Here is a 23,882-nt window from a genome sequence, read left to right as displayed (position 1 = left end):
CGTCGGGTGCGCCTGCGGCGCACCACTCCTTGGAAAAACGTGGGCGAAAAAATCCCGCTCGCGCCCGCTGGGCGCTCGCGGTGAGTGCGCTGGACCAACCGCAACAGCAACTGCACCGCCACCGCTCCGCAGCCTCGTCCTCCCCAGCCGACTGCGCGCCGCGGTTCCCGTCGGTCACCGCGGTGCTCATCCCTCGCGCAGTATCGACGCAGCCGCGCTCACCTTCGTTCGCGCGGCTGCGTCACCGCTCGCCAGCCGGCATTCGAAAGCGTGGTTCGACCCGACAACTCGGCCGCGAGCAGCGCGCGCCGACGGCGCGTGCTGCGAGCAGGGGAAGGGCAGGGCGCGGTGCGGTCGCGGAAGCGGTGCGGTCGCGGTCGGGTGGGACTGGAAGGGGCGGCGCGGTCGCGAGCGCGCCGGGGCTTCCTGTGTGTTGGCGGTGCGATGGATTCTCCGCATTCGCGTTCTCCCCTTCGTCGCGGGTGTGCCGGGGCTTCGTGGTGCTGTTCGGAGGTGCGTGATCGACGGATGCGTCGCGATACAGGAAGTTTTTGCACCCTCGACTCGTCGGCCAGTTCGAATGCACGCGATCACGAACAGTGGCTGGGTGGAGGTCATCACGGGGAGTATGTTCTCCGGGAAGACCGAGGAGTTGCTGCGGCGGCTTCGGCGTGCGAAGATCGCCGAGCAGGAGGTGGCCGTGTTCACGCCCGCGGTCGACGACCGGTACGGCGACGACGTCATCGGGAGTCACGAGGGCCGGGACTGGGACGCGACGGCGGTGCCCGCGGAGGGCGAGGGCGTCTGGGAGATCACGGAGTGCGTCGACGGCGAGGACGTGGTGGCGGTGGACGAGGCGAACTTCTTCGACGAGACGCTCGTGGACGTCTGCGACGCGCTCGCGGACGACGGTCATCGCGTCGTCGTCTCCGGGACCGACCAGACGTTCCGCGGGGAACCGTTCCATCCGCTCCCGGCGTTGATGGCGACCGCGGAGTACGTCGAGAAGTTCCAGGCGATCTGCTCGGTCTGCGGCGAGCCCGCGACGCGGAACCAGCGACTCGTCGAGGGCGAGCCCGCGCACGTCGACGACCCGACGATCCTCGTCGGCGCCGAGGAGTCCTACGAGGCGCGCTGCCGGAACTGTCACACGCTCCAGACGGGGTCGCTCGACCGGAGCCTCGACGAGTTCACCGAGGCGGCCGACCCAGCGGAACTCGCCGCCGACGGCGACGGCAGCGGCGAGCGCGACGACGACGCCGACCCAGGGGCCGCGAACGAGTGACCGCATGACTGAACGCACCCGGAGTACCGCACGCACGACCGAACGGCATCGGCCGGGTAGCAGCGCGATCGGATTCGGTCGGGTGATGCGGCGATGACGCAGTGGGTGGAGTCGACGACCGGCGGCCGCGACCGGGGGCCGCGAGCGGTCGCTCGCGCGTGGTTCGAGGTCGCGACCGCGCCGTCGCGGTTCTTCCGGACGGGCGTCGCACCAGGCGACCAGGCACCCGGGTTGACGTTCGCGATGGTGGTCGTGCTCGTCGCGGAACTCTCGCGGTTCGCGCTCGTCCCCGAGGCGTACCCGGTCGTCGCGGGCCGCCCGCTGCTCTCGGGCGTGCTCTGGATCGGCGTCGCCGTCTTCCTCGTCGCTCCCGCGGGATTACACTTGCTCGCGGCCGTGGAGACGCTCCTGCTCGCCGCGCTCGCTCCGGACCGCGGGGGCATCAGCGAGACCGTGCAGGTGCTCGGGTACGCGACCGCACCGTGCGTGTTCGCGGGCATCCCGTCGCCGCTCGTCCGCGCCGTCTGCGGCGTCTACGCGTTCGCGCTGCTCGTCGTCGGCATCGCGACCGTCCACCGGGTATCCACGCGGCGCGCGATCCTACTCGCGGTCGTTCCCGGCACGGTCGCGTACGGCTACGGCTTTCGCGCGCTCGACGCCATCGTCACCCTTCTCCGGGATTGGTACATCATCTGACCGCACGACCGCGGCCGCGGTCACGACCTACGGCCCGAGTAACGACCCACGACCCGAGAATCGTCTCTCGAGGTCGCTACCCGTGCTACTGCGTACTTAAGCTCGTGCCGCGCGTACCTACTCTCGATACCAATGTCGTTCCAGTTGTTCGTCGGTGGACTCGGCGGCCCCGAACTCGTGATCGTGTTCCTCCTCGTCGTCCTCCTGTTCGGCGCGAACAAGCTCCCGAAGCTCGCGCGCGCCAGCGGCGAAGCGATGAGCGAGTTCGAGCGCGGCCGCGCGGAACTCGAAAACGACATCCGGAACGCCGCCGACGCCGGCGCGCAGACCGACGCCACCGCGGCGGACGCCGACCGCGAGACCGACCTCGACGCGGACGCCGACCACGAGACCGACGTCGATCGCGGCGCCCCCTCGGCCTGATCCGGCACCCCCTCGCTGGCCCCGGCCGGACGTCCGTTCGCGACACCTTCTACCGTTTCTCTCGCAGTCGTAGTCGCGGGCTCGCTCTCGGCAGCAGCGATGCCGTCGGGCCCATCGTTCGCGCCGCCGAACTCGCCGTCGAGCGCGTGCTGCGGTCATCGCCCGTCTTCTCCGGCCAGGGCGCGCTCTCGGCCCGCCCGGAGCGATTTCCTATCGTGCTCTGTAGTTTATCGACGACTGTGGCGGTCTGTTCTCGTCTGTTCGTGGCTGTCGTCGACGGTCGCAGGACGTGCAGCGTCGTCGCAGATCGCGCGTCCGAGTGGAGCTCCCGACGACGCACTGGGTTTAGGCGAGGCGAAAAAATATTTTCTTACTGGAAAACTATAAGTGGTCCAAGACCGTATCTACAGGAGCTATGAGTACACAGAAAGAAGTCCAGAAAGAGGCGGGTAGCGTCGGCGAGAACCCGGTACGGCTCGACGAGGAGAAGGCCGCACAGATCATCGACGCGCTCAACACCGACCTCGCAGACGCGTACGTCCTCTACCACCAGCTCCACAAGCACCACTGGAACGTCGCCGGCGCCGAACACCGCGACATCCACGTTTTCCTCCAGGAGGCCTACGAGGAGATCGAACTCGCCGCCGACGAACTCGCAGAGCGCGCACAAGCTATCGGTGGCGTCCCGCACGCCAGCATGGCGACGCTCTCGGAGAACGCGACCGTCGAACCCGAGGACGAGGACGTCTACGACATCCGCACGTCCCTCTCGAACGACCTCGAGATGTACGGGGACATCATCGAGAGCTACCGCCAGCACATCGAACTCGCGGAGGGCTTGGGCGACTACGCGACCGCAGAGATGCTCCGCGAACACCTCGAGGACCTCGAAGAGCACACCCACGTCATCGACCACTACCTCGAGGACGACACGCTCAAGGTCGACGCGTCGAACTGACGCGATCGACTCGCGAGGAGACGAACCGTCTTTTCGGCGACTATCGTTGCACGTCGACGGTCGTGTCGCTCGCGAGCCAGCCGTCGCTGTTGTCCGATTCGATGAAGACCGTCTTCCCGGGGGCGGTCTCGCAGACCGATAGCTCGGGGGTCTCCGACCGTTCCGTTTCCACGTCGGCAGTCTCAGACTGCGTCCCAGCGGCCATTACGAGTGTTTAGGCGAGCCTAAAGTAAAAAGGGCTCGGTTCGCGTCGACTTTGACGGTCGCCGGACGGCTGGGACGGCTCGGACGTCACCGACGGAGCGGTGCGAGCGCGTGGCGGACGCCGCTCCCGAGACCGAACCCGAGGACAGCGACCGGGACCGCGACCGCGATGGCGACGAACGCGGCGAACGCGGCCGCCTCGGGGAGCGAGACGACCTCCGGTCCGTAGCGAGAGAGGGTCTCGCGCGTCCCGTAACGCGCGAACGCGACGCCGTAGACGGGGCCAGCGACGAGGACGACGGTCGGTACCAGCCCCGAGTTCCCGGCGGCACTCGCCGTCGCGAGCGCGAGCAGCGCGGCGACCCCGAGGAACAGGAGCGGTTCGGGATTCGTGCCCGTCCAGGTCCCGTGAACCCAGGACCCGACGGTGCCGTAGCCGACGGTCGCGGCGACGTGCTGGGCGGCGGCGACGGCGAGCGCGAACGCGAGAGCGATCAGGGCGACCGATACCGTTGTACGACGACCGAACACGCCATGGCGCACGCGCGTCGTCGGGAACGCGTCGCGGCCACGACCGACGGCCGCGACCACTCGGTCGAGACCGTCGGCCGGACTGACCGGGGACGCGACCGTGCGCCAGGAGGGTTCGTCGTTCGAGGGGGGCTCGTCTGTCGACTGGACCATGCGCGACACTCCACGCGGAAGAACAATCAATGCATCGGACTGTCGACGCCGGTGACAGGAACTCCGGCGGTTTCGGTACTGCGAGGACTGACCGCTATCCGAACTTGCCGGTGATGTAGTCCTCGACGCGCTGACTCTCGGGGTTCTCGAAGATCTTGTCCGTGTCGTCGTACTCGACGAGTTCGCCGCCCGTGAGGAAGACCGCGGTCTGGTCGCTGATGCGAGCGGCCTGCTGCATGTTGTGCGTGACGATCACGACCGTGTAGTCCTTCGAGAGTTCCTCGACGAGGTCCTCGATCTTCGAGGTGGCGATGGGGTCGAGCGCGCTCGCGGGCTCGTCCATCAGGATGACCTCCGGGTCGACGGCGAGCGCGCGAGCGATGCAGAGACGCTGCTGTTGGCCGCCAGAGAGGCCGAGTGCGTTGTCGTCGAGGCGGTCGCTGACCTCGTCCCAGAGCGCGGCCTGCCTGAGCGCGCGCTCGACGAGCTCCAGCTCCTCGTCGCTGTCGTCGCGCCCGAACAGGCGCGCGAGCAGCCCGGTGTCGATGTCGCCGTGCTTGCGGGGGCCGTACGAGATGTTGTCCTTGATCGACTTCGGGAACGGATTCGGTGCCTGGAACACCATCCCGATGCGCTTCCGGAGCTCGACGAGGTTCGCGTTCGCGTCGTAGATCTCGGTCCCGTCGAGCTGCACCGACCCCTCGACGCGCGCGGCCTTGATGCGGTCGTTCATCCGGTTCAGGCATCGCAGGTACGTCGACTTCCCACAGCCGGAGGGACCGACGAGCGCAGTGACTGAGTTCTCGGGGATGTCCATCGAGACGTCCTTCAGGGCGTGGTCGTCCCCGTACCAGACGTTCAAGTCTTCGACGCTCACCTTCGCGTCGCCCTCGAACTCGTACGCCGTCCAGGACTCGCGGGTCTCCTCGGCGGTCTCGCCCGCGACCGTCGCCGAGGACTTGGAGCTCGCCGTCTCGGTTCCCGTGCTGTCGTCGTCGTCGAAGTTTGATTCTTGCTTACTCATAGTCGAGTTTCCGCCGGAAGATCGTTCGTGCAGTGATGCCGACCGCGTAGAACGAGAGCACGACCATCAGGAGGACGAACGCGCTCGCCCACCCCATCGACGGCGACCCGCTCACGCCAGCCGAGATGACCGCCCACACCTGCGTCGGGAGGCTCGCCGACGCCGCCGTGAGCGCGTCGTTCACGACGAACGGCGGCTCGGCGACGAACCGGAACCCGCCGACGACGTCCACGGCCTCGGTCGCGTTCAGGGTCGACCCGAGGACGAGGATGAGCGGCGCGGTCTCGCCCGCGATCCGGCCGACGCCGAGGATGACGCCCGTGATGACGCCCGGCATCGCCGCCGGGACGACGACGCTCCGGATGGTCGTCCACTGGTCCACGCCGAGTGCCGCGCTCGCGTCCCGGTACTCGGCCGGGACCGCCTTGATGGCCTCGCGACTCGTGATGAGGACGAGCGGCAGCAGCATGAACCCGAGGACGAGCATCCCAGCGAGCAGCGACTCGTCGCCGCCCAGGCGCGGGATGAGGAACGCCGCCCCGAACAGGCCGAACACGATGCTCGGCGTGCTCCAGAGGGCGTTCGTCGCGATCTCCACGAGGTTCGTGAAGTTCCCCTGCTCGGCGTACTCGGTGAGGAACACGGCCGCGCCGAGGCCGAGCGGGACGGCGAACGCGGTCGCGCCGACGACGAGCCACACCGTCCCGACGATCGCGGGGAAGATGCCGCCGGGGTCCACGCCGAGTGGAATGTACGCCTGCATCGCCATCGGCCAGGAGAGCGATCCCGTGGTCGCGACCGCGGCCGGCCCGACGCGGAACGGGACGCCCGTGCCCGCGACGTGGACGCCGAGGACGACCACGTACCCGGCCGCGGCGGCGAGCGAGAGCGTCGTCTCCTCGCCGAGCAGTCGTTCGGTGATCGTCTCGTCGACGCCGCGCGCTCCCGCGACGGTGAGCGCGGCGAGCGCGAGCGAGGCGAGACCGGCGACGAACGCGGCGAACGCGACCACCGGGACGCCGGAGACGTTCGGGACGGTGCGCGCGGTCGACTCGAGGAACGCGCTCGCGAGGAGGACGGACACGCCACCGAGCGCGCCGACGACGACGAGCGGCGCGAACCGCACCGCGCGCTCGCCGACCGCGGCCGGGTCGCCACCGGCGAGGACGGCCGCGAGCGGGGCGACCGCGAGCGCCATCGCGGCGACCGCGGCCGCGACGACGATCCAGTACGCTATCGTCTCGCCCAGCACCGTCAGTCCGAACGGGTTCGCGCCGAGAACGCCGAACGCGGCCGCGAGCACGACGAGCGCGCCGACGACGAGCGGGACGGCCCGACGCACTCTGGCGACCGACTGGAACTCCTCGCCGACGTTGTCCAGGCTCCCGTACCGCCGGAAGAAGTACGCGAACAGCGCGACGCCGACGACGAGGACGAGCGGCGTCCCGACGACGAGCGACCGCGTCACGGCGACGCTCGTGTCGAGGACCTCCGGCTGCCGGTTCACCTGGACCGTGTACGTGAAGTCGTACGCCAGTCGCCGCCCAGTCACCGCGACGTACGCGAACAGCGCCGCGAGCGCGCCAGCGGCCGACAGCGGGAGCACCCGGAGCAGCTGGCGGGCGCCGCTACGCCACTCGGGCGACCCGGCCGGTCGCTTCGCGCGCCGAACGGTGAGGACGAGCAGCGGGAGCGTGGCCAGGAGCGCGCTCGCCGCACCGACCTGGAACCCGTGGAACGCGTACCCGGCGCCCTTGATCGTGACGAACACGACGATGGCCGCCATCACGACCAGCATCATCAGCGCGTTCAGGTCGATGACGAGGAACGTCCCGTACTGGCGGCCCTGCGCGCCGAAGCCCTCGCGCGCCTTCGCCGCACTCCACGCCGACAGCAGCGACCCCGTCAGGACGAACAGCGGAATGACGATCCCGCCCGTGAACCCGCCCGAGACAGCTTGCGGGTTCCACTGCCAGCCGACGCCGAGGACCGCCGACGCGATCGTCGCACCGAGCGCGCCGACGACGAGCGCCGCAGGCAGCGTCGACCCGACGTCCTCGCGAGGGAGGATCGTCAACGCGGCGAGCGCGACACCGACGACGACCGCGGGTGCGAGCCACGCGACCGCCCCCGCTCCGAGCAGCGAGCCACCGACTGCCGCACCGAGCGCGAGCCCGACGACGCCGAACGCGAATCCGGCGACCAGGCCCGCGCTCGCATCGGGCGTCGTCTCGACCACGCCCGCACGCGAAGCCACGCCGGCGACGACGATGACGGCCGCCTCGAACAAGAGCACCCAGCCGAGCATCGACGCGAGCGTCACCCCGGTCGCGTACGCGACCGCCGTCAACGCCACCAGACTCACGACGAGTCCGACCGCCACGCCGCGCACGCGCTCGGACGTGATGGGGACGACGTTCGCCCACGAGAACGCCGCGACGACGCCGACGCCGCCGGCCGTCACCGCGAGCACCGCGAGCAGTGACTCGCCGAGCGCGGCGCCGCTCGCCGCCAGCTCGACGACCTGCACGATCCCCATGAGCGCGAGCGCGAACCCGACGACCGTCAGCGCGACGACGCCGTCGAGCGCACGATCGTACAGTCGCGAGTCCGCACCGACGAGCGTCGTGTCGCGTGCGTACGCGTCGCTCATGCGTCACCCCGCAGCTTCTCGTTCATCCGTCGCTCGACGTACTGCGAGAGCACGCTCATCCCCGCGACGATGACGAACAGGATGACGCCGGCGACGAACAGCACGCCGAGCGTCGACTCCGAGGCACTCCCGTAGTTCGTCGCGATGAGGCTCGTCAACGTCGCGCCCTGGTCGAACACGTCGAACAGCGGGTTCGCGAGCCCGACGCCCGCCGCCATGATCGCCGCCACCGCCATCGTCTCGCCAACCGCACGCCCGAGTCCGAGGATGAGGCCCGCGGAGATCCCCGAGAACGCCGCCGGGATCGAGATGGACTTCATCGTCTGCCACTGCGTCGCCCCCATCGCCACCGACCCGTCCTTCATCGACCGCGGGACGCTCGACAGCGAGTCCTCCGCCACCGACACCACCGTCGGGAGCGCCATGATGCCGACGACCAGTCCCGCGATGAGGAACGACGCCCCGTCGTCGAGGAACGACGCCTGCACGAACCCGTTCAGGACCTGGAACCCGATGAAGCCGTAGACGATCGAGGGGATGCCCGCGAGCACCTCGACCGCGGGCTTGACGACCTCGCGCACGCCGTCGCTCGCCACTTCGCTGATGAACAGCGCGCCGAACAGCCCGAGCGGGCCGGCGACGAACGCCGAGATCGTCGTCACGATCACGGTCGCCCAGATCGTCGGGATGAGCGAGTACGCGCCCGAGAGCGGGTTCCAGACCGTCCCGCTCGACGGCAACAGTGCGTCCAGCCAGAAGAACCATCGCGTCCGGCCGTTCTCGACGGGGAGCACGAACAGGCTGGCTCCGCGCTCGACGACCGCGGGGAACGCGCTCGCGAACAGGTAGATCGTAATGAACGACACCGTCAGCACGGTCGACACCGTCGCGACGAGCGTCAACAACCGCGCGGTCTCCGCCTGGTTGCGCACCCACGCCACGGTCGTGACGAGCACGAACGCGAGGAGCGTCGGGAGCGCGTACGCCGGAGCGACGAGGAACACACCGACCGTCGCGACCAGCAACAGTGCGGTCAGGCCGACCGAGAGCAGTGCGCCCTCGGACGCGTCCCGACCGAGGAGTGTCGTACGAACGTTCGACGTGAGATCCCGTGACATTTCGTGTGTTTGGTAGCGTGCGTTTGGTAGCTTGCGTTTGGTCGTCCGCGTTCTCGAACGCCGGTACGGGTCGCTCGCTCGCGACCGCGGTCAGTTCGACGGTTCGGGGAGCTTCGCCAGCTGCTCCTCCTGGCGACGCTTCCCGAGCGCGAAGTAGTTGTTCGGCTTCACGAACGTGTCCTGCCCGAAGTCGCTCAGTATCATTCGGAGGAACGCCGCCTCCTTCTTCGACGTCCCCTCCCACGTGTACCCGTGGAGGTCCCGCGAGAGCGGGTAGTCCTTCGAGTCCAGGCCGTTCCGGTCGTCCTGGTAGGAGTACGTGGTGCCCTCCCACTCCAGCGCGATCGGGGACACGCCGTCGGTGTCGATGAACGTCAGCGCGAGGTAACTGATCGCGTTGTCGGCCTGCGCGACCGCCTGCGCGAGGCGCTGGTTCTGCCCGAACCGGCTCGCGACCTGCGTGTCCTCCTCGGGGTTCCCGAAGACGTTCGCGACGAACGACGTCCGCGTCCCCGAGCCCTTCACGCGCCCGAGCACCTGGATCTCGCGGTCGGGGCCACCGAGTTCGCTCCAGTTCGTGATGCGGCCCTTGTAGAGGCCCTTCAGTTCGTCGCCAGTGATCTTCGTGACGCCGGCTTCGGCGATCTCTTCGGAGACGACGAGCGGCTGGCCGTCCACGCCCACGACGTGATCGGTGAACGCGTCGTAGGACTCGCGGTCGGGGAGTTCGTCCTCGACGGCGCCCGACGAGTTCCCGATGTCGACCTGCCCGCTCATCACCTTCTCGACGCCCGTCCCCGAGTGCGAGAGCGCCACCGTGAACCGGAACGGCGGCTCTCCGCTGTCCCCGGACTCGAACCCGTACAGGCCAGCCCAGTAGTCCGCGAGGTTCTTCTCGGTGTCGATGCCGTACTCGTCGTGCGGCCAGTACTCGGTGTCGTCCGCGGGCCGGTTCGCGTTCCAGTACGACCCACCGGAGTTCATGATCGGGTACACCGTCGAGGAGCCGTCGGACGTCAGCGGCCCCGGGCCGTCACTGCCCGCCGACGTCGTCGACGTGGCCTCACTCGTGGTCGACGTGGCCGCCTCGCGTCGGCGTCGTGCACCACGTAACGAGTCGCCCATGCACCCCGCGAGCGCCGCTACCCCAGCGACGCCGGCCGTCGCGATGAACTTGCGACGCGATGCCCCGGCCGGGAACCGCCTCCGGTCTTCCGCCATTACACGTACGAAGACGGATTCCGATTAAAGCGGTTGCTAATAGACCTATAGGCATCTATGCACTCTCGTGAGAAAACATTCTCCTATATAGACAAACGTTGTCATTGGCGGCTTTCGATGACCCTCGGAAAACCCCTGTCGAAGCCGCCGAGGCCTACTATTACGGTAAAATACGCGCGTAGGTCTCGACGAACATTCGTCGAGCGATGCCACCAAATATCACGCAAACGAAACCAACACATCGTCTAACCGACCAACTAGTAATACAACTGATAACTGTGTGCGTTCCTCTGATCCTGCCCTATATACCTCCCCACCAACCTACAGTCCCACCCACCCGACCGAACCCAAACACGCCGCTCACCACACACAGCCCGACGAATCCCGGCCCACCACCCGGCGCTCCACGAACGTGGACGGAATCGAACCACAGTCACTCCACTCACTCGCGCCCCTCCTGATTCGAATCCCACCTCACACTTCCTCGCTCCCCGGACTCCTCGCTCTCGACCGCCATCACGGGGCCGGAAGAAGCGGATTCGGGCGGATTCGAACCTCGGTCACTCCGCTCACATCGTTCGCTTCGCTCCCTGTTTCGAATCGCACCGTCAACACTTCTCGCAGCACAGACTCCCCGCTAGCGCTCGTCGTATTGTGCTGCGAGAAGTGGGTTGGGGCGGATTCGAACTAGAGCCAGACGTGCTCGCTCACTCCGTTCGCTGCGCGCGACTGGCAGGGTTCGAATCCGCACAGAACCATTCTGCTCCCGCAGCCTCCTCGCTACGCTCGTCGGTTTGCGGAAGCAGAAGTGGGTTGGGGCGGATTCGAACCGCCGGCCTGCTCCGTGTGAAGGAGCCGTCATAACCTGGCTAGACCACCAACCCAGGCACTCGTCGGTACCCGGTTGGCGAACTAAAGGGTTCCGTTCTCAAGCGGGTTGTTCGGTGCGTTCGCGGTACGCACTCACCTTCTCGCGGGCCTCGGCGAGGCGTTCGCGTGCCTCCCCCTCAGCGCGCTGCTCTAACTCCAGGAGGTCCGCCTGGAGCCGCTCCACGCGCGTCGGTTCGGGCTCGGGCTCGACGCCACGGAACTCGTTGACGCGCTCGACGAGCGGCTCTACCTCCTCCTCGAACCCGGCCTTTGCGTGTTCGCCCGCGCGCTGCAGGTAGTATCGGGCGTCCTCGAAGTGCTTGTTCATGCTACGTATTATGTTGGTACTGAGAGGACAAGAACCTGTCGCCGACGTACCTGGTTTTAGGCGAACCGAAACCGGTGGATTTACCAATGATTTAGGCAAACCTAAAACCGTGGCGGCGGGCGCTCCCCCTCTGCCACTCGCACAAGTCTGTCCCAACCAGGGACCGTCGCCTCGTGACCGACGGTCCAGAAGAGCCGTGGGCATCACGCGGCCACCGCCGCGACACGGCTCCGCTCCTGCTTCCGCCCCAAACCGTTTACCAGCACCGTCGCGTACGCCACTGGCGTGTTCGAACGACTCTCGATCCCGACCCCCTTCCAGATCGGGCGCGTCAACGCCTACGTCGCCGGCCACACCATCGTCGACCCCGGGCCCGCCAGCGAAGAGGCCTGGTCCGCGCTCCTCACCGCCCTCGCCGAGGCCGACCTCGACCCCGACGACGTCGAGCAGGTCCTCGTCACACACCCCCACCCCGACCACTTCGGGCTCGCGAGGCGGTTCCGCGACCGCGGCGCGCGCGTCCTCGCCAGCGAACCCGCCGCCGGCATCATCGCCAACTTCGGCGACCGACTCCAGTACGAACAACGGTACTTCCAGGAGTTCTTCCAGCGTCACGGCATGGCCCAGTCGACCGCCAAGACCGTCACCGAACTCCCCGAAGCGTTCGTCCAGTACGCCCCGGACGTCGACACCGACCGCGTCCTCGACGCCGCCGACACCGTCACCGTCGACGGCCGGACGCTCGACGTCGGCACCACGACCGGGCACGCCCCCGGCGAACTCACGTTCGCGTACGACCACGACGACGAACGCCACGCCGTCGTCGGCGACAACGTCCTCCCGGAAATCACTCCGAACCCCCTCCTCCAGCCGCCCATGGAGGAGGGCGACGACCGACCGCGCGTCCTCCCCGCGTTCAACGACGCCCTGGCGGCACTCCGCGCCCGCGACTACGACCGACTGCTCCCCGGCCACCGAGAGGTCATCGACGACCCGGCGGCACGGATCGACGAGATACTCGCCGCGCACGAGGACCGCACCGAGAACGTCCGCGACCTCCTCGACGACCCTACGACCGCCGTCGACGTCATGAACGGCCTCTTCGAGGACCTGCCCGCCACCGAGCAGTTCTCCGGCATGAGCGAAGCCGTCGGGCACCTCGACGTCCTCGAAGCCCGCGGCGAGGTCGAACGCGACGAACGCGGCGGCATGGTCGTCTACGAACGCACCTGAGAAAATCCCTCCCGGGATCGAACGGCGGGTCAGTACGTCGGGTTGTCCTCGCGAGCGCCGTCGCGCTTGTTCACCACGCGCGCCCACGTGAACAGTCCGTCCGACAGCCGGTTCAGGTACTGGATGGCCTCGGCGTTCACCGGGTCGCCCGCGGCGAACTCGACCGCGCGGCGCTCCGCGCGCCGACACACCGTCCGCGCGTGATGCAACCGCGAGCCCTTCTCCGACCCCGTCGGGAGGATGAACGACTCCAGGGGATCGAGCTCGTCCTCGTACTCGTCGATCCACGCCTCGACCTCCTCGACGTGGGATTCCTCGACCTGCGGGTCGTCTTCGTCGGGGTCCGGGTTCGCGAAGTCCGCCTGCACGACGTGCAGGTGGTTCTGGACGCCGCGGAGGATCTCGTCGACGTCGTCGTGCCCCGTCGGCCGCACCGTCCCGATGAGTGCGTTCAGCTCGTCGACGGTCCCGTACGCCTCGATCCGCGGACTCGTCTTCGACACCCGGCTCATGTCCCGCAGGTCGGTCATCCCCTCGTCGCCACGACCGGTGTAGATCTTCATGCCTCGCCGTCGGGCCCGCTGGCACTTAACTATCGCCCGGAACACCTCCGATAAACCAATATGCGCGATACGAAATCGCCGGGGCGGAGCTAACACTCGCCGGTTACCGACGCGCGGACTCCAGGGTACGACGGCGGAGTCGCCGCTCGAACGTCCGGAGGACCGTGACGACGAGAATCGATGCGCCCGCCCCCGACGACAGCTAGCGCCAGAGCGACGAGGTCTCCGGTCTGGAGGACGACGCGTTCGACTGGGTGTGCGCGTTCGACTGGGGGTACGCGTTCGACTGGGGGTACGCGTTCGACTGGGGAGCGTTTCGAGCTCGGTGCGATGCTCGCCCCCGCGTGCGCGATGTAGAACCGATCCACTCCACCGGCGACGCTGTCGCTGCGCGAGGTGGACGACGCGTCGACCGCGGTCAGCTCTTCGGTCCGTCGTTCGTGCAGGCCGCAGGTGTGGCTTCGCCGAACGAGCTGGCGTTCGCGTACGGACGACGACCGCGCCCACGTCCCGTCAGCAGGTGGTCTTCGCGAACGCGTAGGAGCCGATGGCGACGAGAACGACGCCGACGACGAGGGGTGCGACCACGAACAGCGGATGCCAGGGCGCACAGCCGTCGCAGGCACCATCGGCGACGGCGCGCGAGATCGTGTACTGCGTGTACCCGCCGTAGCTGGCGAGTCCGAGGCCGGCGAGGACGGCGGCGGCGCTCGCGACGCGCGTCGGTGTGAGCACCGCCGGGGCGGACTGGCTGGTCGACATACGATACCCATCAGACGGACGGTACTTCAGTCCACGACCTGGGTGAAACTGGACTTTCACCGTCCGTTCGCTTCTCGCGGACCTGCGGGATCTCGCAGCGGACTCGGGACTGGTCTGGCCGCGTTCCGGCGGCTCCCTACTCGAGCGAGCCTGGAATCGGGAACGGGCCGTGCTTCGGCGAGCGGTGCGAGACGCCCGCTCTCGAACCACCGACGCCGATTTGCTATCGCGATATGTGATTTACGAGTGCGTCGTCAGGCCGTCCACACCGTGACTCGAATCGGTACGTTCAACAGTCCGCGTCGGAAATCCGGGCACATGAGCCTCGAACTCGAGCACTACTGTCCCGACTGCGGCGAGGAACGCGTCTTCTATCGCGCGGCGAGCACGACGCTGCACCTCGGCACGAAGGTCAAGTGGCACTGTCCCGACTGCGACTACGGGTTCGTGCAGGTCGACGGCGTCATCGACACGTCCGAAGCCGACGCCTGAGGCGTCTTCTCCACGAGTTCACGGACGGTCGATAGCGACTGCGTCGTCGAGAAGGTGAGTGGGGTGGAGGCTGGTCAGTCCTCGAGTGCGTGCCAGGAGAGCCGGAGGTCGCGTGCGGCCTCGGTCTGGTCGATGCGGGCGGCAGTCGTCCGTTCGGGCGCGCTCTCGATGGTGTCGTCGCTCTCTCCGGCGACAGCGTTGAACGCGCGCGCGAGCTGGTCGAGCGTGCGCTTGCCCTCGATCTCCGTGGGTTCGGTCATCAGGGCTTCGCTCACGATCTCGGGCCACTTCGTCGTCGGCGGGTGGACGCCGTAGTCGAGCATGCGCTTGGCGACGTCGGCGGCGTCCTGGTCGCCGGCGCTGGCGACGAACTCGTGGTGGAAGGGGCCGTATGGGACTTCGTACTCGATCTGACTCGCGAGGTAGTTCGCGTTCAGGACGGCTTTCGCGCTCGAGTCGCTGAGTCCGTCGTCGCCGAGGCGCGCGATGTACGCGTACGCCTTCGCGAGCACGAGCCAGTTCCCGTACTGGCCGTGGACTTTCCCGATGGAGTGCTCGGGCGTCTCGAACTCGTAGGACAGCGAGCGCTCGTCGGGCGCTTCGACGACCTGCGGGTCGGGAAGGAAGGGCGCGAGTTCGTCGGTCACGCCGACGGGGCCGGCGCCGGGGCCGCCGCCGCCGTGGGGCGTGGCGAACGTCTTGTGGACGTTGTAGTGCATGAGGTCGAACCCCATGTCGCCGGGGCGACCGCGGCCGAGGAGCGCGTTCAGGTTCGCGCCGTCGTAATACAGCAGCCCGCCGGCGTCGTGGACCATGTCCGCGATCTCCTCGATGTCGCGCTCGAACAGCCCGAGCGTGTTCGGGTTCGTGAGCATCAGGAGTGCGGTGTCGTCGCTCAATGCGGCGTCGAGGGCGTCGAGGTCGACGCGGCCGTCGTCGCCACCGGGCAGCGAGACGACGTCGAACCCGGCGAGCGCGGCGCTCGCGAAGTTCGTGCCGTGCGCGCTCTCGGGAACGATGATCTCCGAGCGGTCATCGCCGTTGTGTTCGTGGTACGCGTCGGCGACGAGGACGCCCGCGAACTCGCCGGCGGCGCCGGCTGGCGGCTGGAGCGTCACGGCGTCCATCCCGCCGATGCGCGCGAGGTAGTCCTGGAGGCCGTGGAGGACGGACAGAGTCCCCTGCACGGTCTCGACCGGTCGGTCGGGATGCACGAGGCCGTTCGGGTCCGCGGCGACGTCCTCCGTGAACTTCGGGTTGTACTTCATCGTACACGACCCCAGCGGGTACGGGCCGCTGTCGATCCCGTAGTTCATCTCGGAGAGGCGCGTGTAGTGACGCGCGAGCTCCGGCTCCTCGAGCTTCGGGAGTTCGAGGCCGTCCCTGGTGAGGTCGTCGGGGAGCGGGCTGTCGTCGTAGTCGGCCTCGCTCGTGTGCTTCTCGGAACTCAGGGGTTCGTGGCGATCGCCGTCGCTCCACCGCGCCTGGTCGAAGTGGAAGCCGTCGTCCGAGCGGTCCGCGTCGGTGCCTTCGGGTGCCTCTCCGTCGGTGGCGTCTCCGCTCATCGCGCCACCTCCGCGAGTGCGTCGACGAAGTCGTCGCGTTCGGCGTCTGTCGTGCCAGTCGTACAGATCTGGACGTGGTGTTCGCCGATGGCGTGCACGGCGAACCCTTCGTCGGCGAGGTCGTCGACGACCGCGGGCGCGGGCTGGTCGGTGTGCGCGACGAACTCCCGGAGGTGGTGGCGGTCGTGGACGGGCGCCTGGACGCCCCGGACGTCGTGGACGCGGTCGGCGAGGTCGCGGGCGTCCGCGACGTCGCGCTTCGCGAGGTCCGCGAGGCCGTCCGCGCCGAGACCGGTGGCGTGCATCGCCGCGCGGAGCGCGACCCACGCCTGGTTCGTGCAGATGTTCGACGTCGCGCGCTCCCGGCGGATGTGCTGTTCGCGCGTCTGGAGCGTGAGCGTGTACGTCCGCCGGCCGTCGGCGTCCGTGCTCGCGCCGACGAGTCGACCGGGGACCTGCCGGACGAAGTCTTCGCGGCACGCGAACAGCCCGAGGTCCATCCCGTAACTCTGCGGGAGGCCGAGGGCGCTTGCGGAGCCGACGACGACGTCCGCGCCGGCGCTCGCCGGTTCCTCGAGGAGCGCGAGTGCCACGGGGTCGCTGCCGAGGACGAACAGCGCGTCCGCGTCGTCGGCGAGGTCGCCGACGGCGTCGAGGTCCTCTTCGATGCAGCCCCGTACCGTCGGTGTCTCTGCGTACACCATCACGGTCTCGTCGTCGACGGCCTCACCGAGCGCGTCGACGTCGGCGACGCCGTCGTCCATCGCGTACGACTCGACGACGAGGTCGGTGCCGGCGACGTAGTTCGCGAGGACCTCGCGGCGGCCGTCGGCGAGGTGCTCGGGGACGAGCACGCGCGACCCACTGGTCTGTCGGACGCGTTCGGCGAGCGTCGCCGCCTCGCCGAGTGCGGTCGCGGCGTCGTACATCGAGCAGTTCGCGATCCCCAGTCCCGTCAGCTCGACGAGGAGGCTCTGGTACTCGAACAGCGCCTGCAGGAACCCCTGCGTGACCTCCGGCTGGTACTGCGTGTAGCTCGTCAGGAACTCCGAGCGATCGGCGAGGTGGTCGACGACGCTCGGGACGTAGTAGTCGTAGTGGCCGCGACCCAGCAACTCGACGAGGTCGCGGTTCCGCGCGAGTTCGTCGGCCATCTCCGCGCGAATCTCGCGCTCGGTGCGCGAGTCGATGCCGAAGTCGCCGTCGAACCTGACGTCTTCGGGGATGTCGAACAGGGCCTCCTCGGAGTCGACGCCGACCGCGTCGAGCATCGTCCGGGTCTCCGCGTCGCCGTGTGGCGCGTACGGCGTTCCCGCGGTCTCTCGTCCGTTCATGCCTCGGTCCTCCCTCGGGCGTTGGTGCTGCCTGTCATGCGTAGTGGTGGATGTGGTCCCGCGTCGCCCGCGGCCGGCGGCCGGAGCGCTGCTGTCGGTTCTCTGGCGGCGATTCGAACCGGGGCCACATGAGCGGTACGGTTCCGGGAAAGAGCATATGCACGGACGTGCGTAGAACAAGGGCCGTGGTTCGCCCCGATGGGGTCGTCCCTGTATACCGAGCGCGCTGATTGGCTGTCGGCCACCGATCAGTCGCGGTACTGGTGGACGCGCTCGCGGTTTCGGCGGTCAGTCGCGGTACTGGCGGACGCGCTCGCGGTCGGGGACGGCGGACTGCACGCCCTCGCGCGTGGTCGATAGCGCGGCGGCGACGGCGGCGTCGGTGACTGCGTCGCGGAGCGGTCGGTCCTCGGCGAGCGCCGCCGCCAGGTAGCCGTCGAACACGTCGCCCGCGCCGGTGGTGTCGACCGCGTCGACGGTCGGCGACGGGACCGTGAACGCCTCGCCGGTCCACGGGCCGCGCTCGCCGGGGTCGACGGCGGCGCCGTCCGCGCCGCGCGTCCGCACGATCGTGCCGTCGAACGCCGCGAGCGCCGCGTCGAGGCGGTCGGCTTCGCCCGCGTTCGGCGTCGTCGCGTCCACGCACTCGTGAGCGAGCACGCGCGCCGCGTTCTCGTCCGCGGGCGCGGGATCGAACACGACAACTGGCCGATTCGGACGGTCTGCGAGGACGTCGAGCGCGCCCAGGACGGCTTCGACGGGGAGCTCGTTCTGGAGCACCACGCAGTCCGCGCCGGCGAGCGCGTCGGCGTGCCGGCGGGCGTACGCGGCGTCGACCGCGCCGTTCGCGCCCGACAGGACGGCGATGTGGTTCTCGCCGGTCGCCTCGTCCACGGCGACGTACGCCGCGCCCGTCGGCCCGTCGACCGACTCGACGGCCGACGCGTCGACGTCGCGCTCCGCGAGTCGCTCCCGGACCGCGTGCTCGTTCGCGTCCGCTCCCACTGCCCCGAACAGGGCGGCGTCGGCGCCCGCGGCCGCCGCCGCGACCGTCTGGTTGGCGCCCTTCCCGCCGAGGAACGTCCGGTCGAACGCGGCCGCGAACGCCTCGGGGACCGACTCGACCTTCCGCGTCTCGCCCGCCGCCGGGAACCAGTCGTAGCGCTCGGCCTGCGCCGCGAGCCACGCGCGCTCGCAGTACCTGACGTGGTCGACGTTCACGCTCCCGAAGCTCGCGACCCTGCCCATGCGCCACCGGACGTCGCGGGGTGCAAAGAGCGTTCCCGACTCAACCCGGGGCGTCGCGGTGCCGGCAACGACGACGGATGACGGTGCGGTTATGGTCCCGGTCACGCTGGGTGACGGCATGGGACGCCGCGTACTCCTCGACACAGACACCGCGGGCGACGACACGATGGGCATCCTGCTGGCCGCGCTCGCGGACGGCATCGACCTCGAAGCGCTCACGATCGTGGCGGGGAACGTCGAGTTCGACCACCAGGTCGAGAACGCCAAGCACACGCTCGAACTCGCCGGGAAGGCCGACGACGTTCCCGTCTACGAGGGCGCGCGGTCGCCGCTCGTGAAGGACCACGAGCACGTCGACCACATCCACGGCGAGGGCGGCCTCGGCGGCGAGATCTTCCCGGACACTGGCGTCCCCTCGGCCGAGGGATTCGGCCCGGACGCCATCGTGGAGACCGCCCGCGAGCACCCGGGAGAGGTGACGCTCGTCTGCATCGGGCCGCTCACGAACGTCGCGCTCGCGCTCCGGAAGGAGCCCGAACTCGACCGCCTGCTGGACGAGGTGTGGGTGATGGGCGGCGCCGTGAACACGCTCGGGAACGACACCCCGAGCGCGGAGTACAACTTCTGGGTCGACCCCGACGCCGCGAAGGTCGTCCTCGACGAACTCGACGTCACGCTCGTCGACTGGGGCCTCACCGTCCGGCAGGCGATGCTCGAAGCCGACGAACTCGCCGTCTTCGAGGACGCAGACAGCGAGTACGCGCAATTTTTCACGACCATCACCGAGCACCCCCGCGAGTTCTCGAAGGAACGCCTCGGCGTCGACGCCACCACCCAGCCGGACTCGCTCACGGTCGCGTGCGCGCTCGACCCCGACCTCGTCACCGACGCCAGCACGTACCACGTCGACGTCGACGAACGCGAAGGCATCACGCGCGGCTACAGCATGGTCGACGAACTCGGAATCACCGACGGCGAACCCCGAACCAGGGTGGTCGAAGCCATCGACGCCACCGCGTTCGAGACGATGTTCAGCGACATGCTCCTGCACGGCGACCCCGAACGGTCGCGATGAATCGACCCAGTCGAAACGCTCTGCGCTCGATAGAACCGGTATGCGCTACTCAGCGGCAGATTCCAGCGCGATGGACCGGTTCGATTCGCGGACCGCTCGCCGAGTCACTCGTTCAGTAGGTCTGCTCGGTAGTCGGCATCCAGTCTCGGCCGATCGCGTGATCCGGCGATCGGTTCAGGCTCCAGTGGCGGGCAGCTCCTCGATACCCAGTTGCTGGAACAGTCCGAGCAGATCGGGGTTCGCTCGACGTTCCACGACCTTCCCGCTCTCCAATCGGGCGAACCCCATCGCCTCGATCTCGAAGGACCGTCCGGTCGGCTCGATCCCCATGAACGGCCCATCGTGTGTCCCCCGCTGAATCATCCGAACGGCGACGGTCTCGCCCTCCGCGATCACTTCTTCGAGCGTCACAGCGAAGTCGGGGAACGCAGTCCAGATCGTCCGCATGGTTTCGACCACGGCGTCACGTCCGGACGTTTCCCCAAACGGAGTGGAGTCGGCGATGTCTTCGGCGAGAAACTCGCCGGCCGCGTCGGTATCGCGCTCGTTGATGACTTCTTCTGCGAACCGACGAACGACTTCCTTGTTATCGATTAATTCTACCACTGTTGTTCGACCCGTACAGACGCGCCTTCGGGTGATAAGCTAGCATGCAACGATGCTGTCCGGATGCTCCGAAAATGACCTCGAATACGGCGGATCGTCGCGTGGTCGAAACGACCGCGTTCAGGCGACCTGCGCCTCGTACTCGTCGGCGCTGAGGAGTTCATCGAGTTCGCTCTCGTCTTCCATCTCGATCTCGAGCATCCAGCCGTCGCCGTAGGGGTCGTCGTTGACGAGTTCGGGCGCGTCGAAGAGGTCCTCGTTGACGGCCGTGACCTCGCCGCTGACGGGCGCGTACACGTCGCTGACTGCCTTGATGGATTCGACGACGCCGAACGCTTCGCCGTGGGTGACGTCGTCGCCGACGTCGGGCAGTTCGACGAACACCACGTCGCCGAGTTCGTCCTGCGCGAAGTCGCTGATGCCGACGCGGACCGTGTCGCCGTCGCGGGCCGCGTACTCGTGCGATTCGTTGTACCGTCGGTCGTCCGGAATGTTGAAGCTCATCGTTCGTAGAAGGGGAGTGATTCGACGCGTGCTCGCTTCGAGTCACCGCGGACCACGACGCGTAGCGTGGTCCCCGGGTCCGCGTAGTCGGTGTCGACGTACGCCAGTCCGATCGGTTCGCCGAGCGTCGGACTCATCGTGCCGCTGGTCACCTCGCCGACGACCAGGTCGTCGGTGTCGGTGACGTCGTACCCGTGCCGTGGGACGCCGCGCTCGACGAGCCGGAACCCGACGAGCTTCTCGTCGACGCCCTCCTCCTTCGCTCGCTCGAGGGCGTCCCGGCCGACGAACTCGGTGTCGAGCTTCACCGTGAACCCGATGCCGGCCTCGTAGGGGTTCCGCGGGTTCTCCTCGTGGTCGAAGTCCTGCCCCGAGAGGAGGAGTCCTGCTTCGAGGCGGAGCGTGTCGCGCGAACCGAGTCCGCACCGCGTCACGTCTCGGTCCGCGGCGAACGCCGACCACACCGTCTCCGCGTCGGCCCACGGAACGACGAGTTCGACGCCGTCCTCGCCCGTGTAGCCGGTTCGTGCGACGAGGCACTCGACGCCCGCGACGTCCATCCACGTCGCGGAGAACCGCGACAGGTCCGCGACCGACTCGCTCGCCGCGTCCGTGACGTGCGAGACTGCGTCGGGCCCCTGGACCGCGAACATCCCGTAGTCGTACGTCGCGTCGCGAACGGTCGCGTCCAGCCCGAACTCGTCGCGGTAGTCCGTCCAGCGCTCGTGCATCTGGTCGGCGTGCCCCGCGTTCGGTACGAACAGGTACGACGGCGAATCGCTCGCACCTCCGTCGTCCGCGTCGTCGGCGTGCTCGTCGACGCCGTCCGCAGTATCGCCGCGTTCGGGGAGTCGGTAGACGACGGTGTCGTCGATGATGTCCCCGGCCTCGTCGGTGATCGTCGCGTACTGTGCATCGCCGGCCTCGAGCGCGGCGACGTCGTTCGTCGTCAACCGCTGCATGAGCCGCGTCGCGTCCGGTCCGGACACCTCGATCTCGCTCATGTGCGAGACGTCGAAGATGCCCGCGTGCTCCCGGACGGCCTCGTGCTCGACGCGGATGCCATCGAACTCGACGGGCATGTCCCACCCGCCGAACTCGGTGAACTTCGCGCCGGCCTCGGCGTGACGGTCGCGCAACGGCGGCGTCTCCAGGGCCATATTCGACCCGTCGCCCGCCGACAAGTAATGCTTTCGTATCGCGAGCCGGCCCCACCGCGGGAACGACCGTGCGGCTGGCGGTTTCCGGTCCGCGGCGCGACCAGTACGCTGCCGGCCTCGGCCTTTTGCCCGAGACCCGCGAAAGTCGATGCATGTACGACGAGGTCCTCGTGCCGACCGACGGTAGCGACCCGGCCTCCGTCGCGGTCGACGAGGCAGTGGCGCTCGCGGCGACCGCCAACGCGCGCGTGCACTTCCTGCACGTCGTCGACGTCGGGACGGAGATGTCGGCGTCGGCCGTCGGAACGATCGCGGACGACCTCACCGAGACGCTCGAGTCCGTGGCCGACGACGCGCTCGACGACGCGGTCGCGGTGGCCGAGGAGGCCGACGTTCGGTACGAACGAGAGACCCTCGAGGGCGTTCCGCACGAGGCGATCGAGGCGTACGGTCGCGAGCACGACGTCGACCTGATCGTCGTCGGAACGAGCGGCCACTCCGGACTGAAGGAGGACCTGCTCGGGAGTACGACCGACAGGGTCGTGCAGTCCGCGGACTCGTCCGTGCTCGTCGCCCGGCCGTAGCGACGTCGACCGCTGGCGTTCGTCACGATCACCACCTTTCGTCACATGGATCAGAACCGAACCGAATCGCTGGACTCGCGCCGGGACGCCGTCGTCGGCTGGGCGGCGATAGCCACGGTCACACTCGCCGCCGTCGCGCAGTTCCTCGCAGGTCGGGTCGTCTGGAGTGGCGTGGCGCTGTTGGTCGCCGCATTTCTCGCGTTGCCGGCCGTCGCGACCCGGTCGTCGACCGCGTCGGTCCCGTGGTCGTTCTCGGCCGTCGCCGCCGTCGCCGTCGTGCTCCGCGCGGCCGGCGTCTACCCCGACCTCTCGGGCTACCTCGTCGTCAGTTCGGTCGCGCTCGTGCTCGTCGCGGCCCTCGCCCGCCACACCGACGTCGAGCTGAGCCGGCGGTTCGCGGTCGTCTTCGCGACGATGACGACGATGGCGCTCCAGGCGTGCTGGATAATCGTCCAGTTCTACGCCGACCGGTGGCTCGGGACCGGCTTCCTGCCGTCTCAGGCCGAACTCCAGTGGGACATCGTGTACGTCGTCGTCGTGAGCGTCGTCCTCGGCGTCGCCCTCGAATGGTCGTTCGAACAGTTCGACGCCGCCGGCTCCCTCGACCGGCAGTCGAGGGGGTGACCGTCCATGGGCATCGGCGACGTCGACGCGCCGACGACCGAACGCCGCCTCACCAGAGTCCTCCAGGTCTCCCTCGCCTGTCTCGCGGTGTACGGCGCGGTCACGGTCGCACTTGGGACGTTCGGGGCCGCGGCCGTCAGTCTCGGCATCACGTTCGTCCCCGCCTTGCTCCGCCGCGAGTACGACTACGCCATGCACCCAGGCCTCGTCCTCTGGATCACGGTCGCGGTGTTCCTCCACGCCGTCGGGGCGGCCGGCCTGTACGAACGCTACCAGTGGTACGACGAGATAGCGCACTTCGTCTCCGCGGCGCTGATGGCGGCGTTCGGCTACGCGCTGTTCCGGGCGCTCGAGACGCACACCGACGAGATAGACGTCCCCGACGCGTTCCGCGGCGTCTTCATCGTCGTGTTCGTTCTCTCGACGTCGATCGTCTGGGAGGTCGCCGAGTTCCTGATCGGGTTCTTCGTCGTCTACGGCATCGAGGACATCGCCACCGACATGGTCGCGAACGTCGTCGGAGCACTGGTCGTCGCGCTCGCCGGCGCCGGCCCCGTCAGCGGCCTCGTCGGGTTCTTCCGGGACCGCCTGCATTCCGAGCACTCGTGACCGCGGCGACCTCGAATTCGGTCCTCGGCGCGCGAACGGAATCCCCGGACGCGACGGGT

At 68.5% G+C, this 23,882-nt stretch carries 25 protein-coding genes and 1 tRNA gene; 10 read left to right on the top strand and 16 right to left on the bottom strand.

Annotated features, from left to right (window positions below):
* The first annotated feature begins 580 nt into the window (after positions 1 to 580).
* From G9C85_RS05770 to dpsA, 4 genes are all read left to right on the top strand, one after another.
* Positions 581 to 1,285 (top strand): thymidine kinase, encoded by a 705-nt coding sequence (locus tag G9C85_RS05770; protein ID WP_166037789.1) that lies wholly within the window; start codon positions 581 to 583, stop codon positions 1,283 to 1,285.
* Between the two features lie 93 nt (positions 1,286 to 1,378).
* Positions 1,379 to 1,981, top strand: coding sequence for a YIP1 family protein (locus G9C85_RS05765; protein ID WP_166037787.1), 603 nt, complete (start codon positions 1,379 to 1,381; stop codon positions 1,979 to 1,981).
* 132 nt (positions 1,982 to 2,113) lie between these two features.
* Positions 2,114 to 2,404: a twin-arginine translocase TatA/TatE family subunit gene (tatA, locus tag G9C85_RS05760; protein ID WP_166037786.1), complete on the top strand. Its 291-nt coding sequence runs from the start codon at positions 2,114 to 2,116 to the stop codon at positions 2,402 to 2,404.
* 415 nt (positions 2,405 to 2,819) lie between these two features.
* Positions 2,820 to 3,362: a DNA starvation/stationary phase protection protein DpsA gene (dpsA, locus tag G9C85_RS05755; RefSeq protein ID WP_166037784.1), complete on the top strand. Its 543-nt coding sequence runs from the start codon at positions 2,820 to 2,822 to the stop codon at positions 3,360 to 3,362.
* A gap of 40 nt (positions 3,363 to 3,402) precedes the next feature.
* Here the strand turns inward: dpsA and G9C85_RS05750 are convergent, their stop codons facing one another.
* From G9C85_RS05750 to G9C85_RS05715, 8 genes are all read right to left on the bottom strand, one after another.
* Positions 3,403 to 3,567 (bottom strand): hypothetical protein, encoded by a 165-nt coding sequence (locus G9C85_RS05750; protein ID WP_166037782.1) that lies wholly within the window; start codon positions 3,565 to 3,567, stop codon positions 3,403 to 3,405.
* An 86-nt stretch (positions 3,568 to 3,653) separates the two neighbouring features.
* A complete protein-coding gene (locus G9C85_RS05745; RefSeq protein ID WP_166037780.1) occupies positions 3,654 to 4,250 on the bottom strand; it encodes a hypothetical protein in 597 nt (198 codons plus the stop codon).
* 94 nt (positions 4,251 to 4,344) lie between these two features.
* Entirely contained in the window at positions 4,345 to 5,274 is a 930-nt protein-coding gene (pstB, locus tag G9C85_RS05740; protein WP_166037778.1) for a phosphate ABC transporter ATP-binding protein PstB, read from the bottom strand.
* Positions 5,267 to 7,927, bottom strand: a complete 2,661-nt coding sequence (gene pstA / locus G9C85_RS05735; protein WP_166037776.1) for a phosphate ABC transporter permease PstA — start codon at positions 7,925 to 7,927, stop codon at positions 5,267 to 5,269. The genes pstB and pstA overlap by 8 nt, the downstream gene beginning before the upstream one ends.
* Positions 7,924 to 9,045 (bottom strand): phosphate ABC transporter permease subunit PstC, encoded by a 1,122-nt coding sequence (pstC, locus tag G9C85_RS05730; RefSeq protein WP_166037774.1) that lies wholly within the window; start codon positions 9,043 to 9,045, stop codon positions 7,924 to 7,926. The genes pstA and pstC overlap by 4 nt, the downstream gene beginning before the upstream one ends.
* A 90-nt stretch (positions 9,046 to 9,135) precedes the next feature.
* Positions 9,136 to 10,266, bottom strand: coding sequence for a PstS family phosphate ABC transporter substrate-binding protein (locus tag G9C85_RS05725; protein ID WP_166037772.1), 1,131 nt, complete (start codon positions 10,264 to 10,266; stop codon positions 9,136 to 9,138).
* An 809-nt stretch (positions 10,267 to 11,075) separates the two neighbouring features.
* A tRNA-Val gene (locus G9C85_RS05720) sits at positions 11,076 to 11,150 on the bottom strand.
* A gap of 44 nt (positions 11,151 to 11,194) precedes the next feature.
* Positions 11,195 to 11,464, bottom strand: a complete 270-nt coding sequence (locus tag G9C85_RS05715; protein ID WP_166037769.1) for a hypothetical protein — start codon at positions 11,462 to 11,464, stop codon at positions 11,195 to 11,197.
* 285 nt (positions 11,465 to 11,749) lie between these two features.
* On the opposite strand from G9C85_RS05715, the gene G9C85_RS05710 reads away from it, so the two are divergent.
* Positions 11,750 to 12,697 (top strand): MBL fold metallo-hydrolase, encoded by a 948-nt coding sequence (locus tag G9C85_RS05710; RefSeq protein ID WP_166037767.1) that lies wholly within the window; start codon positions 11,750 to 11,752, stop codon positions 12,695 to 12,697.
* 29 nt (positions 12,698 to 12,726) lie between these two features.
* On the opposite strand, the gene G9C85_RS05705 is transcribed toward G9C85_RS05710, so the two are convergent.
* Both G9C85_RS05705 and G9C85_RS05700 read right to left on the bottom strand, forming a co-directional pair.
* Positions 12,727 to 13,260, bottom strand: coding sequence for a cob(I)yrinic acid a,c-diamide adenosyltransferase (locus tag G9C85_RS05705; RefSeq protein WP_166037765.1), 534 nt, complete (start codon positions 13,258 to 13,260; stop codon positions 12,727 to 12,729).
* Between the two features lie 513 nt (positions 13,261 to 13,773).
* On the bottom strand, positions 13,774 to 14,022 hold the full coding sequence (locus G9C85_RS05700) for a hypothetical protein (RefSeq protein WP_166037763.1): 249 nt from the start codon (positions 14,020 to 14,022) through the stop codon (positions 13,774 to 13,776).
* 318 nt (positions 14,023 to 14,340) lie between these two features.
* On the opposite strand from G9C85_RS05700, the gene G9C85_RS05695 reads away from it, so the two are divergent.
* Entirely contained in the window at positions 14,341 to 14,514 is a 174-nt protein-coding gene (locus G9C85_RS05695) for a hypothetical protein (protein ID WP_166037761.1), read from the top strand.
* A gap of 74 nt (positions 14,515 to 14,588) precedes the next feature.
* On the opposite strand, the gene gcvPB is transcribed toward G9C85_RS05695, so the two are convergent.
* The 3 genes from gcvPB to G9C85_RS05680 form a co-directional block, all read right to left on the bottom strand.
* A complete protein-coding gene (gene gcvPB / locus G9C85_RS05690; RefSeq protein ID WP_166037760.1) occupies positions 14,589 to 16,079 on the bottom strand; it encodes an aminomethyl-transferring glycine dehydrogenase subunit GcvPB in 1,491 nt (496 codons plus the stop codon).
* Positions 16,076 to 17,413: an aminomethyl-transferring glycine dehydrogenase subunit GcvPA gene (gene gcvPA, locus G9C85_RS05685; protein ID WP_166037757.1), complete on the bottom strand. Its 1,338-nt coding sequence runs from the start codon at positions 17,411 to 17,413 to the stop codon at positions 16,076 to 16,078. The genes gcvPB and gcvPA overlap by 4 nt, the downstream gene beginning before the upstream one ends.
* 288 nt (positions 17,414 to 17,701) lie before the next feature.
* Positions 17,702 to 18,661 (bottom strand): PfkB family carbohydrate kinase, encoded by a 960-nt coding sequence (locus G9C85_RS05680; RefSeq protein ID WP_166037755.1) that lies wholly within the window; start codon positions 18,659 to 18,661, stop codon positions 17,702 to 17,704.
* A gap of 118 nt (positions 18,662 to 18,779) precedes the next feature.
* On the opposite strand from G9C85_RS05680, the gene G9C85_RS05675 reads away from it, so the two are divergent.
* On the top strand, positions 18,780 to 19,736 hold the full coding sequence (locus tag G9C85_RS05675) for a nucleoside hydrolase (RefSeq protein ID WP_166037753.1): 957 nt from the start codon (positions 18,780 to 18,782) through the stop codon (positions 19,734 to 19,736).
* A 174-nt stretch (positions 19,737 to 19,910) separates the two neighbouring features.
* On the opposite strand, the gene G9C85_RS05670 is transcribed toward G9C85_RS05675, so the two are convergent.
* The 3 genes from G9C85_RS05670 to gcvT all read right to left on the bottom strand — a co-directional run bounded on the left by G9C85_RS05670 (position 19,911) and on the right by gcvT (position 22,006).
* Positions 19,911 to 20,342, bottom strand: coding sequence for an ester cyclase (locus G9C85_RS05670; protein WP_166037751.1), 432 nt, complete (start codon positions 20,340 to 20,342; stop codon positions 19,911 to 19,913).
* Positions 20,343 to 20,462: 120 nt separating this feature from the next.
* A complete protein-coding gene (gene gcvH, locus G9C85_RS05665) occupies positions 20,463 to 20,846 on the bottom strand; it encodes a glycine cleavage system protein GcvH (protein WP_166037749.1) in 384 nt (127 codons plus the stop codon).
* Positions 20,843 to 22,006, bottom strand: a complete 1,164-nt coding sequence (gene gcvT, locus G9C85_RS05660) for a glycine cleavage system aminomethyltransferase GcvT (protein ID WP_166037747.1) — start codon at positions 22,004 to 22,006, stop codon at positions 20,843 to 20,845. Before gcvT ends, gcvH begins: the two co-directional genes overlap by 4 nt.
* Before the next feature lie 152 nt (positions 22,007 to 22,158).
* On the opposite strand from gcvT, the gene G9C85_RS05655 reads away from it, so the two are divergent.
* Genes G9C85_RS05655 through G9C85_RS05645 form a run of 3 tightly spaced genes read left to right on the top strand, consistent with a single transcriptional unit; the run spans position 22,159 to position 23,823 of the window.
* Complete coding sequence (locus G9C85_RS05655; RefSeq protein WP_166037745.1) at positions 22,159 to 22,590, top strand: universal stress protein; 432 nt, start codon at positions 22,159 to 22,161, stop codon at positions 22,588 to 22,590.
* Positions 22,591 to 22,635: 45 nt separating this feature from the next.
* Positions 22,636 to 23,214 (top strand): hypothetical protein, encoded by a 579-nt coding sequence (locus G9C85_RS05650; protein WP_166037743.1) that lies wholly within the window; start codon positions 22,636 to 22,638, stop codon positions 23,212 to 23,214.
* Positions 23,215 to 23,220: 6 nt separating this feature from the next.
* Positions 23,221 to 23,823, top strand: coding sequence for a hypothetical protein (locus G9C85_RS05645; protein ID WP_166037741.1), 603 nt, complete (start codon positions 23,221 to 23,223; stop codon positions 23,821 to 23,823).
* Positions 23,824 to 23,882 lie beyond the last annotated feature (59 nt).

The organism is Halorubellus sp. JP-L1, from assembly GCF_011440375.1.
Classification (GTDB): domain Archaea; phylum Halobacteriota; class Halobacteria; order Halobacteriales; family Natrialbaceae; genus Halorubellus.
The sequence above is the reverse complement of the archived record's forward strand: the minus strand, read 5'-3'. Positions and strand labels throughout refer to the sequence as shown.